At 74.0% G+C, this 14288-nt stretch carries 15 protein-coding genes and 1 pseudogene; 3 read left to right on the forward strand and 13 right to left on the reverse strand.

Features of this window, described 5'->3' with window-relative positions:
- Positions 1 to 71: 71 nt before the first annotated feature.
- A complete protein-coding gene (locus tag ACFZAU_RS10545; RefSeq protein ID WP_500551826.1) occupies positions 72 to 443 on the forward strand; it encodes a hypothetical protein in 372 nt (123 codons plus the stop codon).
- An 18-nt stretch (positions 444 to 461) separates the two neighbouring features.
- Here the strand turns inward: ACFZAU_RS10545 and ACFZAU_RS10550 are convergent, their stop codons facing one another.
- The 5 genes and pseudogenes from ACFZAU_RS10550 to ACFZAU_RS10570 form a co-directional block, all read right to left on the reverse strand.
- A complete protein-coding gene (locus ACFZAU_RS10550; protein ID WP_500551827.1) occupies positions 462 to 830 on the reverse strand; it encodes a hypothetical protein in 369 nt (122 codons plus the stop codon).
- 285 nt (positions 831 to 1115) lie between these two features.
- Complete coding sequence (locus ACFZAU_RS10555; RefSeq protein ID WP_500551828.1) at positions 1116 to 1877, reverse strand: energy-coupling factor ABC transporter ATP-binding protein; 762 nt, start codon at positions 1875 to 1877, stop codon at positions 1116 to 1118.
- Positions 1865 to 2626 carry a cobalt ECF transporter T component CbiQ gene (gene cbiQ / locus ACFZAU_RS10560; protein ID WP_500551829.1) on the reverse strand — a complete coding sequence of 254 codons (762 nt, stop codon included), beginning with the start codon at positions 2624 to 2626 and terminating at the stop codon, positions 1865 to 1867. Before cbiQ ends, ACFZAU_RS10555 begins: the two co-directional genes overlap by 13 nt.
- A 2-nt stretch (positions 2627 to 2628) precedes the next feature.
- A pseudogene (locus tag ACFZAU_RS10565) lies at positions 2629 to 3644 on the reverse strand (energy-coupling factor ABC transporter permease).
- A 156-nt stretch (positions 3645 to 3800) separates the two neighbouring features.
- Positions 3801 to 4370, reverse strand: coding sequence for a histidine phosphatase family protein (locus ACFZAU_RS10570; protein ID WP_500551830.1), 570 nt, complete (start codon positions 4368 to 4370; stop codon positions 3801 to 3803).
- A gap of 297 nt (positions 4371 to 4667) precedes the next feature.
- Between ACFZAU_RS10570 and ACFZAU_RS10575 the strand changes: the two genes are divergently transcribed.
- Together ACFZAU_RS10575 and ACFZAU_RS10580 are read left to right on the forward strand one after the other, a co-directional pair.
- Positions 4668 to 4889 carry a CbtB domain-containing protein gene (locus ACFZAU_RS10575; RefSeq protein WP_500551831.1) on the forward strand — a complete coding sequence of 74 codons (222 nt, stop codon included), beginning with the start codon at positions 4668 to 4670 and terminating at the stop codon, positions 4887 to 4889.
- 16 nt (positions 4890 to 4905) lie between these two features.
- On the forward strand, positions 4906 to 5685 hold the full coding sequence (locus ACFZAU_RS10580; protein WP_500551832.1) for a CbtA family protein: 780 nt from the start codon (positions 4906 to 4908) through the stop codon (positions 5683 to 5685).
- A gap of 60 nt (positions 5686 to 5745) precedes the next feature.
- Here ACFZAU_RS10580 and ACFZAU_RS10585 read toward each other — a convergent pair whose 3' ends face one another.
- From ACFZAU_RS10585 to ACFZAU_RS10620, 8 genes are all read right to left on the reverse strand, one after another.
- Complete coding sequence (locus ACFZAU_RS10585; protein WP_500551833.1) at positions 5746 to 7026, reverse strand: Tm-1-like ATP-binding domain-containing protein; 1281 nt, start codon at positions 7024 to 7026, stop codon at positions 5746 to 5748.
- A 40-nt stretch (positions 7027 to 7066) separates the two neighbouring features.
- A complete protein-coding gene (locus ACFZAU_RS10590; RefSeq protein WP_500551834.1) occupies positions 7067 to 9184 on the reverse strand; it encodes a SpoIIE family protein phosphatase in 2118 nt (705 codons plus the stop codon).
- Between the two features lie 433 nt (positions 9185 to 9617).
- The gene (locus ACFZAU_RS10595) at positions 9618 to 10385 is read right to left on the reverse strand and encodes a DUF4118 domain-containing protein (protein ID WP_500551835.1); all 768 of its coding nucleotides are present in this window, start codon (positions 10383 to 10385) and stop codon (positions 9618 to 9620) included.
- A gap of 41 nt (positions 10386 to 10426) precedes the next feature.
- Positions 10427 to 10963 carry a universal stress protein gene (locus tag ACFZAU_RS10600; protein ID WP_500551836.1) on the reverse strand — a complete coding sequence of 179 codons (537 nt, stop codon included), beginning with the start codon at positions 10961 to 10963 and terminating at the stop codon, positions 10427 to 10429.
- A 145-nt stretch (positions 10964 to 11108) separates the two neighbouring features.
- Entirely contained in the window at positions 11109 to 12194 is a 1086-nt protein-coding gene (locus tag ACFZAU_RS10605) for an ABC transporter ATP-binding protein (protein ID WP_500551837.1), read from the reverse strand.
- On the reverse strand, positions 12191 to 13045 hold the full coding sequence (modB, locus tag ACFZAU_RS10610; RefSeq protein WP_500551838.1) for a molybdate ABC transporter permease subunit: 855 nt from the start codon (positions 13043 to 13045) through the stop codon (positions 12191 to 12193). The genes ACFZAU_RS10605 and modB overlap by 4 nt, the downstream gene beginning before the upstream one ends.
- Positions 13042 to 13869 carry a molybdate ABC transporter substrate-binding protein gene (gene modA / locus ACFZAU_RS10615; RefSeq protein ID WP_500551839.1) on the reverse strand — a complete coding sequence of 276 codons (828 nt, stop codon included), beginning with the start codon at positions 13867 to 13869 and terminating at the stop codon, positions 13042 to 13044. The genes modB and modA overlap by 4 nt, the downstream gene beginning before the upstream one ends.
- A gap of 29 nt (positions 13870 to 13898) precedes the next feature.
- Positions 13899 to 14285 carry a TOBE domain-containing protein gene (locus ACFZAU_RS10620; RefSeq protein ID WP_499599434.1) on the reverse strand — a complete coding sequence of 129 codons (387 nt, stop codon included), beginning with the start codon at positions 14283 to 14285 and terminating at the stop codon, positions 13899 to 13901.
- Positions 14286 to 14288: the final 3 nt, after the last annotated feature.

The raw sequence follows: 14288 nt of genomic DNA on the forward strand, positions 1-14288 counted from the left end.
CGGTTCGTGGGCCCTGGTCTGAGATCCCCGCGCAGGCCGAGACGGCCCGGGAGACGATCGCCGAGCAGACCGTGCTGCTGGACGGGCTCGGCAGGGTCACCGAGGAGATCCGGATCACCCGCAGGACGCCGCTCGAGCTGCCCGATCCGCGGCCGCCCGCGCCGCCGACCGCGAAGCTGCCGGACCATCCGGCTTACCACCAGATCATGGCAGTGTTCGCCACAGCCGACGCCCCGTTGCGGGCGCGAGCGGTGTGCGAGGCGATAGACGTGGAGATCGCGCCCAACAACATCGACGACGTCCGCCTGAAGCTCAAGCGGCTGGTCGAACGCGGAATCCTGGTCGAGACCGAGCACCCAGCCGCGGCCATAGCTGCCCAGCGAACGAGCGGCCAGGCCGCTCGCCTCAAGCGAAAGGGCAACACGGGCACCAACTTCACATAGTGCCCTCTGCGTTGCCGATCAGTCGATGCGGTCGCTCAGGCCCAGCACCTTCGGGTCGTCGCTGGGGAAGTTCCTGGGCATGCCCGGCACGTCGATGGTGCGCCCGTACACGCCGGCCAGGAACTCGACGGCACCGACTGGGAACTCGATCCAGTCGGCGTTGTCCGTGCGGACGACCACCGGCCATGCGTCCGGGTCCGCAGGGCTCGTCCTCCAGTAGAAGGTGTCCCCCGAATTGGACGACGCCCAGGAGATCAGGCCCCCCGGCTGCGGGTAGGGAACGTAGTCCTCGGTGTCGCCCATCTCGTACAGATCCTGAAGGATCTCGTCGTCCCTGGAGTTGGACGCCCATGGCGCCTCGCCGCCGGGCGCCGGAAGGGACACCATAAGGAAATCATCGATGACAAGCACCGGGTACGCCTCCGCCAGAGAGCGAAAGTCCGAGGGCAGCGCCGTCCCGAGGCCCGCCTCGAGGGCGGCCCAGTCCACGCTGCGTCCGCCTGGCACACGCCACCGTGCCATCGCAGACAGCACGGCCTCCAGCTCTTCGACCCTCACCATGTCGTCAGCCAATCGCGGAGTTCTCGACCATGACGGTCTCGAACAATACTCCGTCCACAATGCGGACGGAGTGTGGCGACATGACTGCTCATAGAGTCATGAATCGCCCTCTCAGGCCTGGACGGTGACCGAGCGGGGGTCGAAGCCGTAGGGGAGTTCCAGGCGGTGGGCGCGCATCAGGGCGTCGTCGGAGAGGAGTTCCTGGGTGCGGCCGTCGGCGACGACGGTGCCGCCGCTGAGGACGACCGAGCGCGGGCACAGCTCCAGGGCGTACGGCAGGTCGTGGGTGACCATCAGGACCGTGACGTCCAGCGAGCGCAGGATGTCGGCCAGTTCGCGGCGGGAGGCCGGGTCGAGGTTGGAGGAGGGCTCGTCCAGGACGAGGATCTCCGGCTCCATGGCGAGGACGGTCGCCACCGCCACCCGGCGCCGCTGGCCGAAGGACAGGTGGTGCGGCGGCCGGTCGGCGAACTCCGCCATGCCGACCCGTTGCAGCGCCTTGCGGACGCAGGACTCCAGCTCGGCGCCGCGCAGACCGGCCGCGGCCGGGCCGAAGGCGACGTCCTCGCGGACGGTGGGCATGAAGAGCTGGTCGTCCGGGTCCTGGAAGACGATGCCGACCCGGCGCCTGACCTCCGCCACGTGCTTGCGGTCGCCGACCGGGAGCCCGGCGACGGTCACGGAGCCGGCGCCGGCCTCGAGGATGCCGTTGAGGTGCAGCACGAGGGTGGTCTTGCCCGCGCCGTTGGGGCCGAGGAGGGCGACCCGCTCGCCGCGGGCGATGGTCAGGTCGACGCCGAACAGGGCCTGGTGGCCGTCGGGGTAGGCGTAGGCGAGGCCCTTGACCTCGAGTGAAGCGGTCACAGGAACCATCCCATCAGGCAGACCGCCAGCGCGGCGGCCGGGAGCACGGCCGCGTACGACCACTGGGCGCGCGAGGCCGTGGCCTCGTCGATCACCGGCATGCTGCCGGCGTAGCCGCGGCTGACCATCGCCAGGTGGACGCGTTCGCCGCGCTCGTAGGAGCGGATGAACAGGGCACCCGCGGACTTGGCGAGCACGCCCCAGTGGCGCGGGCCGCGCGCCTCGAAGCCGCGCGAGGCGCGGGCGACGCGCATCCGGCGCATCTCGTCGGTGATGACGTCCCCGTACCGGATCATGAACGAGGCGATCTGCACCAGCAGCGCCGGCAGGCGCAACCGCTGCAGGCCCAGGAGGAGTTCGCGCAGCTCGGTGGTGGAGGCCAGCAGGACGGAGGCGGCGACGCCGAGGGTGCCCTTGACGAGGATGTTCCAGGCGCCCCACAGGCCCTGCACGCTCAGCGACAGGCCCAGCACCTCGGTGCGCGGGCCCTCGGCGACGAACGGCATGAGGAAGGCGAAGGCCACGAACGGCAGCTCGACCAGCAGCCGCCGCAGCAGGAACCCGGCGGGTACCCGCGCGACGACGGCGACCGTGGCCAGCAGCACCGCGTACAGGCCGAAGGCCCACATGGCGGTGCGCGGGGTGGAGACCACCACGAGCACGAAGCAGAAGACCGCGGCGATCTTGCACTGCGGGGGCAGCGCGTGCACCGGTGAGTGCCCGTGCCGGTAGAGCCGGTGGGCGTGCCCCGCGCCCACCGCTAGCCCTCGTCCGTCTGCGGGCGGCGGCGGACGACCCAGAAGACCCCGGTGCCGAGCACGAGGGTGGCGCCGACGCCGATCACACCGGCGAGGCCGCCGGAGAGCCGGGCGTCGCCGACGTCCTTGGTCTGGTAGTCCGCCAGCGGGGAGTCCTTGGCCGCGTGGTCCTCCGCCTTCTTGTCGATCCCGTGGTCCGCGGCGACCTTCTCCAGGCCGTCGGGGTTCGCCGAGGCGTAGTAGCTGACGAATCCGGCGAGCACCAGGGCGGCGATCAGGCCGGCGATCCACAGCGGCCGTATGCCGCCGCGCTTCGGGGTGTCGGTCACGGCCGCCATCAGACGGTCGCCTCCTTGAGCTCCAGCGGGCGGCGCAGGTCACGGGCGCCGTGGACGAGGTCGGGGCGGACGGCGACGACGGCGCCCACCGTCGCCGCGGTGATCACCGCCTCGCCGATGCCGATCAGGACGTGCACGCCGACCATGGCGGTGAAGACCTTGCCGAGCGAGACGTCGGTCGTCCCGCCCAGCGCGTAGATCCCGGTGAAGGCGACCGCCGCCGCGGGGACGGAGAGCAGGGCCGCGACGAAGGCCGCGCCCGTCACTCCGCCGCGTCCGCGCGGCAGCACCTTGACCAGTCCGCGGAAGACGGCGTACGCGACGACGACGGTGACGATCGCCATGTCGGTGATGTTCACCCCGAGCGCGGTGAGCCCGCCGTCGGCGAAGAGCACGCCCTGGATGAGCAGGACGACGGACACGCACAACACCCCTGTGTAGGGGCCGACGAGTATCGCCGCGAGCGCGCCGCCGAGGAGGTGGCCGCTGGTGCCCGCGGCCACCGGGAAGTTGAGCATCTGGACGGCGAAGATGAACGCCGAGACGAGCCCGGCCAGCGGCGCGGTGCGCTCGTCCAGTTCGCGTCGCGCACCGCGCAGGCTCACCGCCACGGCTGCGGCCGCGACGGCACCGGTCGCCACCGACACCGGGGCGTCGATGAATCCGTCGGGTACGTGCATGGGGAGCTCCGCTCCAGGGTCGTGTCGGAAGGCGAACGCTCAATCATAGAGTCCTATTGCGAGACGTTTGCAAGAGCCCGAACCCCGCTGGAGCGCATCCCGTGCGTGTATCCGTCCGTGCTTCGCCTCCGCTTCATCCCCGGTTCCCGTGACGGCTCAGAGCAGCGGGCGTCCCGCCCGCAGGTTCCAGCGCCCCGACCGCCCGCTGAATTCCGTCGCCGTCAGCGGCGGCACGTCGATCCGCCAGAAGGACGCCTCGGGGGCGCCCAGGGCCCGTACCGCGCAGGCCCGGACGATCTCCGGTTCGACGACGGCGAGCACCCGTCCCGCGGTCGCGGCGAGCCCGTCGAGCCAGCCGCCGACGCGGGCGCACAGCTCGCGCAGCGACTCGGCGTCGTGCGGCGCCGCGTCCGGGTCGGACAGCCAGGCGGCGACCGCCTCCGGCTCCTCGGCGCTCACCTCGGCCAGGGTGCGTCCCCGCCAGCGGCCCAGCGCCCATCCCGCGGGCGCGGTCTCCTCAGCGTCGAGGCCGAGCGCCTCCGCGGTCGCGCGGCAGCGCACCGTGGGCGAGACGGGCACCGGTCCCGCGCAGGACACCGGCGGCGAACCGGCCAACGCGCGGGCGGCGCCGAGCGCGTGCTCGTCCGGGGGCACGTCGTCGTCGAAACGGGCCTCGCGCAGCGCCGCGTTCACCACCGGTGAGATCAACGTCACCCGGGTCGTCATGCACCCTCCTCGTCCTCCGGCGACCCCGTGGAATCGCCGACTGCCGCCTCGGCCAGGGCCCGTGGGCCACCCGCGGACGGCTCCCGCGCATGCCGGGGCGCCCCCGCGCGCTCTTGGCCGGATCTCCGGATCGCGGTACCGTCACGACGACATTCACGACGACACGGCGGAAGTCCGGTGCAAATCCGGCACGGTCGCGCCACTGTAAGCCCAGCCCCGCGCCAGGCGAGTCAGACCCGCAGTCGTCCGACAGAGCTCCACCGACCGGGACGCGAGTTCCCACCAGGAGGTCATGCCATGGCGCAGTCCGCCGCCCCGCCGGCCGTAGTTCCTTCCGCCGCCCCCGTGACGCTGCCGATCAGGGCGATCCTGCCCTGGGCGGTCTTCTTCGGCGTCCTGATGCTGGTCCTGCTCTACTTCGTGGGCGCCGAGCAGGGGGCCACGTCCCTCATGTCCGGCGAGAACGTCCACGAGTGGCTGCACGACGGGCGCCACCTGCTCGGCTTCCCCTGCCACTGACAGGGGCGCCGCATCCATGAACCCCGTCAACTCCGTCACCGTCAGACGACTGCTCGTGCGGGGCATGCTGGCCGGCCTCGCCGCCGGCGTGCTCGCGCTGGTCGTCGCCTACCTGCTGGGCGAGTCCCGGGTCGACGCGGCCATCGCGTTCGAGGAGTCGCACGCGCACGAGCACGGCGGCGCCGAACCGGTCAGCCGTGCCCTGCAGTCCACCGCCGGTCTGGCCACCGGCATCCTCGTGTACGGCGTGGCGGTGGGCGGCATCGCCGCCCTCGCCTACTGCTTCGCCCTCGGGCGGATCGGGCGCTTCGGCGCCCGGCCCACGGCCGTGCTGCTCTCGACGGCGGCACTGGTCACGGTCTACGTCGTGCCCTTCCTGAAGTACCCCGCCAACCCGCCGGCCGTCGGCGACCCCGACACCATCGGGAAACGCACCACGCTGTACTTCCTGATGATGCTGCTCAGCGTGCTGCTCGCGATCGCCACCGTGATCCTCGGCCGGCGCCTCGCGCCGCGCCTGGGCAACTGGTACGCGACCGTGGCCGCCGGTGTCTTCTTCGTCGTGACCGTGGGACTCGCGTACGCGTTCCTGCCCGCGATCAACGAAGTGCCGGAGCACTTCCCGGCGGCGCTGCTGTGGCAGTTCCGTCTGGCGGCGCTGGCGATCCAGCTCACGCTGTGGACCTCCTTCGGGCTGCTCTTCGGCCACCTGGCCGGACGCCTGCTGGAACCGGCCCCGGCCGCCGCCCCCGAGGGGCGCGGCACCGTGGGCGCGGGCACGGCGGCGTCCGTCTAGGACGACACGGCCCGGCGCCTCGCCGGGCCCGCGGTGCCGACCGGACCGCCCGTACGACGCTCAGCGCGTCGTGCGGGCGTTCGTGTGCGCGTCCTTGGGAGCGTCCGTGTGTGTGTCCGTGTGTGCGGAGACGAGCGTGTGCAGCCGCTCCGCCGCGGCACGGCCGAAGGCCGGGTCGTTGAGGTGCGTGTCGTACTCGGCGACCTCCACCCGGCTGCCGCGCAGCTCCTCACGGAGGGTGCGGAAGAGCACCCCGTCCACGGCACGGTCATGGTACGGCCCGCCCGGCGCCCCGAGGGTGGACAGCCCGCGCAGCGGCAGCATGAGCGTGACCGGGCCGGTGGCCGCGCGCAGCTTCGCCGCGACCTGACGGCCGAGTTCGGCGCACTCGGCGGCGGAGGTGCGGATCACGGTCACCGAGGGGTTGTGGACGTGGACGTTGCGGGACCGGAAGCGGTCCGGCAGCGAGGCGAGCGGGCCGAACTTGACCATGTCCAGCGCCCCCGGGGCCACCACCTGCGGCAGCCCCGCGCGGCCCGCGGTGCGCAGCCGGTCGGGCCCCGCGCCGAAGGCACCGCCCACCAGCTCGTCGGCGAGCTCGCTGAGCGTCAGGTCCAGCACGCCGCTGAACATGCCCTCCCCGGCGAGCGACTCCAGGGAACGGCCGCCGGAGCCCACGGAGTGGAAGACCAGTACCTCGTAGCCGAGTTCCGTGAGCCGTGCCCGGGCGGCGTCGACGCCGGGGGTCGTCACGCCCGCCATGCTGGCCGCCACCAGCGGCCGGTCCCCGGCGGGCGGTGCGGACGCCGCGGCGAAGCCCCTGGCCATGCCGGCGATCGCGTCCGCCGCGTTGGCCAGGATCGGCGCCGACACCCGGTTGACGCCCGCGATGTCGACGACGCTGTACATCATGGCGATGTCGGTCGAGCCCACGTACGGGGAGACGTCGCCCGCGGCCATCGAGGACACCATCAGCTTCGGCACGCCGAGCGGCAGCGCCCGCATCGCGCGGGTGGCGATCGAGGTGCCGCCGCTGCCGCCGATGGCCAGGACGCCGTGCAGCCTGCCCTCGTCGTGCAGCCGGCGCACCACCCGCGCCGCTCCCTCGGCCATGACCGTCACCGCGGCGCCGCGGTCGCCCGCCCTGCGCAGCCGTTCGGAGTCCGCGCCCGCGGCGGCGGCCACGACGGTACGGGGGATGTCGGGGGTGACCAGGGGTTCGCCGGCCACGCCCGCGTCGATCAGCACGACCTCGACGGCGCCGCGCAACAGCCGGTCCCGCAGCCAGCCGTACTCCGTGCCCTTGGTGTCCAGCGTTCCCAGCAGCGCAACGACCGGCATGGTCACCAGTGTTGGGCCCGGTACCGGAAGTGACAAGGCCTCATGACGGGGGCACGGGGCGCAGCAGCAGGAGCGCGGTGTCGTCGGTGCGGTCGGTGGCCCGGCCGCTGTGGTGCACGAGGACCTCGGCGAGTTCGTCCAGCGGGAGCCCGCCCCGGGCGGACAGGGCCACGGCCAGGGCGGTGATGGCCTCGTCCAGGTCGCCGCCGGGGGTCTCGATGAGCCCGTCGGTGTAGAGCGCGAGGACGGCGCCGCGGGGCAGCGTCAGCGTGGTGGTGGGGTACTCGGCCCGGGGGTCGATGCCGAGCAGCAGCCCGGCGGGCCGGCTGAGGACGTCGGTGCGGCCGTCGGGGAGGCGCAGCAGGGCCGGCGGGTGGCCCGCGGAGGCCAGCCGCAGGATGCCCTCCGTGAGCCGGAGGTGGGCGTAGAGGCAGCTGGTGAACAGCCCGGTGTCGAGTTCGTCCAGCAGCCGGTTGGTGCGGGACAGCACCTGGTCGGGGGAGGCCCCGGCGGTGGCGTGCGCGTGCACCGCGGTGCGCACCTGGCCCATCAGGGCGGCGGCGTTGACGTTGTGGCCCTGGACGTCGCCGATGACCGCGGCGACGCAGGTGTCGTCCAGCCTGATCAGGTCGTAGAAGTCGCCGCCGACCTCCATGCCGCTGGTCGCCGGGAGGTAGCGGGCGGCGACCTCCAGGCCGGGCAGGGTCGGCAGGGTGTGCGGCAGCAGCCCCGACTGCAGGCTGTGCGCGAGGTGGTGCTTGGCGTCGTAGATCCGCGCCCGGTCCAGGGCCTGGGCGATCAGCCCGCTGAGCGAGGTCAGGGCGGCCCGTTCGTCGGCCGGGAAGGAACGCTCCTCGGCGAACGCCATGACGCAGGCGCCCACGGGGCGGCCGGACGCGATCAGCGGCAGGAAGGCCCAGGCCGCCATGTCCGACAGCAGCTCCAGGCCCTGGTACGCCCGGACGAGGTCCTCGCGCGAGCCGTAGAAGCTGGGGACGCCGGTGGTCAGCGCCCGGGTGGCCGGGAGGCGCGCGGTCAGCGCGGTGCCGTCCAGGGCCGCCATGACCTCGGGCCGGTAGCCGCGGTCGCCGATGATGTGGAGCCGGCCGCCCTCCGCGACGCACAGCACGAAGGCGTCCGCGCCGATCGCGGCCGGGAAGAGGTCGGCGACCAGCCGGACGACGTCGTCCACGCCGACGGCCTCGGTGAGGGCCGTCGCGAGGTGCATGAGGTGGTAGATCGCGCCGATCCGGATCGGCACCGCGGCCTCGTCGTAGGCCGCCGCGCGTCCGGCCGGGTCCACCGTGTCCGCGTCGGTCGGGGAGATCCGCACGCTGACCCCGGTCGCGTCCGGGAACAACTGCACGAGCAGCCAGTGGTCGGGCGGCCGCAGGGCGGTGAACGAGACCGGCCGCCCGCTGAGCACGGCGGCACGGTAGCGGTCCTCGTGGGCGGGGTCCCGCAGCCAGCGCAGGCTCTCCCACGGGAAGGTGCCCACCAGCCGCTCGACGGGCACGCCGACGAGCTCCGCCGCGCGGGCGCTGGCGTAGGTGATCCGTCCGTCGAAGTCGAGGGCGCAGGCCCCCTCGGGCAGCCGCCGGGCCCAGTCCGCCGCCGCCAGGGCCTCGTACGGGTCCACCGGGAGGGCCCGCGCGGTCCGCAGCACCCGCGGCTGGGGCCCCGGCAGGATCGGCTCCCCGTCGGCGCCGGCCCGTACGAGCTGGTCGGCAAGGCGCTCGCGGGCACGCTCCAGCAGCTCGCGCTCCGCGGGCGGCGCCTCGGCGGTGCGCGACCGGGACCAGATCAGCACGAGCGTGCCGAGCGCGGCGTCGCCGACGGTGAGCGGGGCGGCGACCATGGACAGGTCGTACGGCATGACCAGCGCCGTGCGCGGATAGCGGTCCGCCAGTTCCTCCCGGGAGCGGACCAGGATCGTCCGGCCCTCCCGTACGGCGTCGGCCACCGGGGTCGACCGCTCCATGGGCAACCGCGACCAGGGCATCGACAGCTCCCGGGGCGCCCCGGTGATGACCTCCATCCCGAGCGCCCGGCCCTCGGGCATCACCAGGAAGACCGCACCGATATGGGCGCCCGTCGCGCGCACCACTTCGGCGAGCACTTGGTCCAGCAGCTCCCGGGCGGGGGCAGTCACCACCATGCGTGGCTCCACCATCGGGCCGACACCACCTATAAGGGGGACGATACGCCCCCCTTCGCCCCGTCTCCTCCCCGTGGAACCCGGTGCCCCGGGGGCGAGGGCCCACCGGGTTGCCCGGGGCCCGCGCCTGGTCGGGAGGGCCAGCACGGCGGCCGTGTGCCGGCCTCGAACGGTTGCCTTGCCTGGCGGGGTTGGCGGGCCGGGGCGGGGCCGCCCGGGGCCGGATCGGAACCGGCGGGTGGTCGGGTGCGAAGGGAAGATCACCGCGAGGTCCCGTGCGGCGCCTGCCGGCCGCGTACCTGTACCGCACGCCGGGCGCCCTCAACGACGCGAGCGCCGGGCAGGCTCGCGGCACGCACCGCGGCGGACGGCGGCTGGCCGTTGTCGGCGCCTGCCGGTCGGTCGGGGCCGCCCGAGGGCGGGGGCGGGGCGGTCAGTGGGCCGGGGCGGACGGGATGGCGGCGATGGCGCTGCCGGCCTGGTCGGCGAGGGTGACCGCGACCAGGCGGGCCTGGCGGGAGGGGACGGTGCCGGGGGTGGGGAGCATCATGAAGCGGCCGTGGAAGCGCCCGTTGTGGAAGACCCGGAGTTCGACCTCCTGGTCCGGCAGGCCGTACGCGTCGGCGTCCCAGGGGCGGCGGCCCCGCACCACGGTGCCGTCCTGCTCCAGCCGCGGCGGGTGCCCGACGAGGGTGCCGTACTCGAACCGGCAGCCCCGCAGGTGCAGCAGGCTGACCAGCTGGTCGCGGACGTGGTCGACCACGACGTGCGGGGTGACCGCGGACTGGGCCAGCCGGGCCGTCTCGTGGATGCGGGCGAGGTGGTCGGCGTCGGTGATCGCGATCACCGCGAGCCGCCGGGTGCGGGCGGCGAGCTGCGAGACGGCCAGGCCGACGGCGAGCAGCAGGACCGCCGTCACCACGTCGCCCGGGCCGCTGATCGTGAACCGCTCGTAGGGCGGGGCGAAGAAGAAGTCGAACCAGGCCGCGGCCGACAGCGCGGCGAGCGCGCCGGCGCGGCGGCTGCCGAGGACGGCGACGGTCACCACCGCGACCACCAGCACCAGGGCGACGTGCGTGTTCGACACCTGGGTGCGGAACGGCACGAGGGCCAGGCACACCAGCGGCGGCAGGAGCAGCCCGGCCGGCAGGGCCAGCCGTGCCAGGTGGGGGAAGGGGGAGCGGAAGGAAGGACGCGTCATGGTCATCGCCTCCGTCAGGGGGCCCGCCGCGGCCCCGGGGTTCACCGCAGGGGCGTGGCGGTGTGCAGGGGCAGCCGCCAGGTGTTGCGGCGGTGCATGTCGTCGAGGACGTCGTGGAGCGGGGAACGGGGTACGGCTAGCACCGGGCAGCCCGCGTGGACGAGGCAGTGCCGCGCCACGGACGGCCTCAGCAGCCGGCGGAGCGGGCCGCGGCGTCCGGCGCCGACCACCAGCAGGTCGTCCGGGCGGTCCGCGACCTGGGTCAGCGCCCATCCCGCGGCCCCGCGGACGATCACCGCGCGCAGCGGGAGGCCCTCCGGGAGGCCGCCGAAGGCGGATCCGATGGCGTCGGCCAGTTGCCTGCGGGCCCGGTCCTGCCACTCGTGCAGCAGCGGCGGGAACGGGGAGCGCCGGTAGGCGAACTCCCCGCCCGGAGGTTCCCAGGCGAGCACGGTGACCAGCACCGCACCCGTGCGGCGCGCCTCGGCGGCGGCCCGGTGCAGTGCCGTGAGGCTGCCGAGGGAGCCGCTCACCCCCACGACCACGCGGTGGTTTCGGGCGTCGTCCATGCCGTCCATGGAAGACCCGGGCGGGGCGCCGCGGGGCCTTCTTGTCGCGCTCTTGTCGCCGGGCGGCGCTCTCCTGACGCCGCCCTGACCCCGTCCTGAACCCGCCCTGGTCCCGTTCCGACCCGCCCTGATCCTGTTCCGACCCCGACGGGGCTCAGGCCGGATAGGCGTGCGTCTGGGCCGCCTTGACCGTCGCCCACACCTCGGTGCCGGGGTGCAGGCCGAGTTCGGCGGTCGCCACCGTGGTGAGGTCGGCGGCGAGCGGGATTTCGCCCCGGACGTCGACGCGGATTTGGTCGCCGTGCGACTCCAGTCCCGCGACCGTGCCCCGCCACAGGTTTCTGGCGCTGGAGCCCGTGGGGCGGTCCCGGTGCAGGGTGACGGCGCCGGGCGGGAAGGCCACGAAGGCCGGGCCGGACAGTTCCTCGGTGGTGGTGATGTCCGGCCCGCCGTCGATCGTCACGGTGTGGCCGTCGGCGCGGCCCCGGTAGAGGTTGAGGCCGACGAGGTGCGCGATGTAGTCGGTGCGCGGGCGGCGGGCGATCTCGCCGGGGGTGCCCTCCTGCACGGAGCCGCCGTGCTCGATGACCACCAGCCGGTCGGCCAGCACCATGGCGTCCAGCGGGTCGTGGGTGACCAGGACGGCCACCGCCTCGAAGTCGGCGAGGTGCCGGCGGAGCTGGGAGCGGACCTCCAGGCGGGTGCGGGCGTCGAGGGCGGCCAGCGGTTCGTCCAGGAGCAGCAGCCGGGGCCGGGTGGCGAGCGCCCGGGCGAGGGCGACGCGCTGCGCCTGGCCGCCGGAGAGCCGGCGGGGCCGGGCGGCGGCGTGCTCGGCCAGGCCCATGCGCTCCAGCCACCCGGCGGCCTCGGCACGGGCCCGCGCCTTGGGGACGCCGTGGCAGCGCGGGCCGAAGGCCACGTTGTCCAGCGCCGACAGGTGCGGGAAGAGCAGGTAGTCCTGGAAGACGACGCCGACCGGGCGGGTCTCGGGGGGCGTGCCGTCCAGGGCGGCGCCGTCCAGCCGCAGGTGGCCGTCGGTGAGCGGGGTCAGCCCGGCCAGGGCCCGCAGCGCGGTGGTCTTGCCGGCGCCGTTGGGCCCCAGCAGGGCGAGCACCTCGCCGGGGGCGGCGGTGAGCGTCACGTCGAGGTGGAAGGCGCCGCGGTCGACGACCAGCCGGGCGTCCAGCCCCTGCGGGGCCGGGCCGCCGGCGGCGGCGGGGGCTTTGTCCGGGGAGGTCATGGCGTGGCCATCCAGCGGTCGCGCAGTCCGGCCAGGACGGCGATGGAGACGGCGAGCAGCACCAGGCTGAGCGCGATGGCGGCGGCCGGGTCGCTCTGCAGGGCGAGGTAGACGGCGAGCGGCATCGTCTGCGTGCGGCCGGGGAAGTTGCCCGCGAAGGTGATGGTGGCGCCGAACTCGCCGAGCGCCCGCGCCCAGGCCAGGACGGCACCGGCGGCGATGCCGGGGGCGATCAGCGGCAGCGTCACCCGGCGGAAGGCGGTGAAGCGGGAGGCGCCGAGGGTGGTGGCGGCCTCCTCGTAGCGCGGGTCGGCGGCCCGCAGGGTGCCCTCGACGCTGATGACCAGGAACGGCATCGCGACGAAGGCCTCCGCGATGACGACGCCCGTCGTGGTGAAGGGCAGCGTCACCCCGAACCACTGGTCCAGCCACCGTCCGGCGATGCCGTTGCGGCCCAGTGCCAGCAGCAGCGCCACACCGCCGACGACGGGCGGCAGCACCAGGGGCAGTGTCACCAGGGCGCGCACCAGCCGGCGCCCGGGGAACTCGGTGCGGGCCAGCAGCCAGGCCAGGGGCACGCCCAGCACGAGGGTCACCGCGGTCGCGAGGGTGGCGCAGATCAGGGAGAGCCGCAGCGCCTGCCACACCCCGGGGCTGGTGAGCTGCGCGGGCAGTTCGCTCCAGGGCGTGCGGACCAGCAGCCCGGCGAGCGGCAGCACGAGGAAGGCGAGCCCGAGCAGGGCGGGCAGCAGCAGCGGCAGGGGCACCGGGGAGCGGTGACCCTGCCGGCGGCCGGCGCGGCGCGGCCCGGACCGGGCGGTTCCGGGCGCGCCGCCGCTGTGGTCGGTCACGGGTTGAGGAAGCCGGCGTCGCTGAGGACCTTGCGGCCCTGGTCGGACTGGACGAGGGCGATGAAGGCCTCGGCGGTGGGGGCGTTGGGGGCGTCCTTGAGGAGGACGATGGGGTAGTCGTTGACGGCGCCGGCGGACTCGGGGAAGTCCACGCCCTCGACCTTGCCGGCGGCGGCCTTGACGTCGGTCTTGTAGACCACGGAGGCGTCGACCTCCTTCAGTTCCACCTTCGTCAGGGCGCTCTTGACGTCCTGTTCGTAGGAGACGGGGGTGAGCTTGAGGCCGGCGCCGTCCAGTGCCTTCTGCGCGGCGGCGCCGCAGGGGACTTCCTTGGCGCACAGGGCGACCTTGATGCCGGACTTGGTGAGGTCCTTGAGCGTGGCGACGTCCTTGGGGTTGCCGGGGACGACCGCGATCTCCAGCTGGTTGCGGACGAAGGTCGCGGGTTCGCCGGCGGCGTCCTTGGCGTCGGTGACGATCTGCATGGTCTTGGCGGAGGCGGCCGCGAAGACGTCGGCGGGGGCGCCGGAGGTGATGCTGGCGGCGAGGGCGTCGCTGCCGCCGAAGTTGAAGGTGACCTTGGTGCCGGGGTGGGCCGCCTCGAACTCCTTGCCCAGTTCGGTGAAGCTCTCCTTGAGCGAGGCCGCGGCGAAGACGGTGACCGTGCCCTTCGGTTCGTCCGCGGAGGACGCGCCCGCCGAGGGCGAGGACGACGCGGAGGCGCCGGCGGAGTCGTCCGAGGACGAGCAGGCGCTGAGGGCCAGCAGCACCGCGGTTCCTCCGACGGCCAGCTGAACGGTCCGGCGGTGCGTGGGACGGGTCATCACAGGGCTGCTCCTCCGAGTCTCGTTCTCTACGGTCTCTCGACGACCACGTTGGTCGACTTGATGACGGCGACCGCCGGTACGCCGGGCTCGAGCTTCAGCTCCTCGGCCGACTCCCGGCTGATCATGGACACCACGCGGAACGGGCCGGCCTGGATCTCGACCTGCGCGGACACGTCGCCGAGGATCACCTCGGTGACGATGCCCGAGAAGCGGTTGCGGGCCGAGGAGCCGGTGTGCTCGCGTTCGGTGCGGTTGAACTCCCGGGCGAACGCGGCCAGGTGGGGTCCCTCGATGATGCGCCGGCCCTGCTCGTCGCGCTCCGCCCGCAGCCGCCCGCTGTCGACCCAGCGCCTGAGGGTGTCCGCACTCACGCCCATCAATGCGGCCGCCTCGCCGATCCGGTAGGTGTGCATGAC

Origin of the sequence: Streptomyces sp. NPDC008238, assembly GCF_042956445.1 — a bacterium.
Lineage (GTDB): Bacteria > Actinomycetota > Actinomycetes > Streptomycetales > Streptomycetaceae > Actinacidiphila.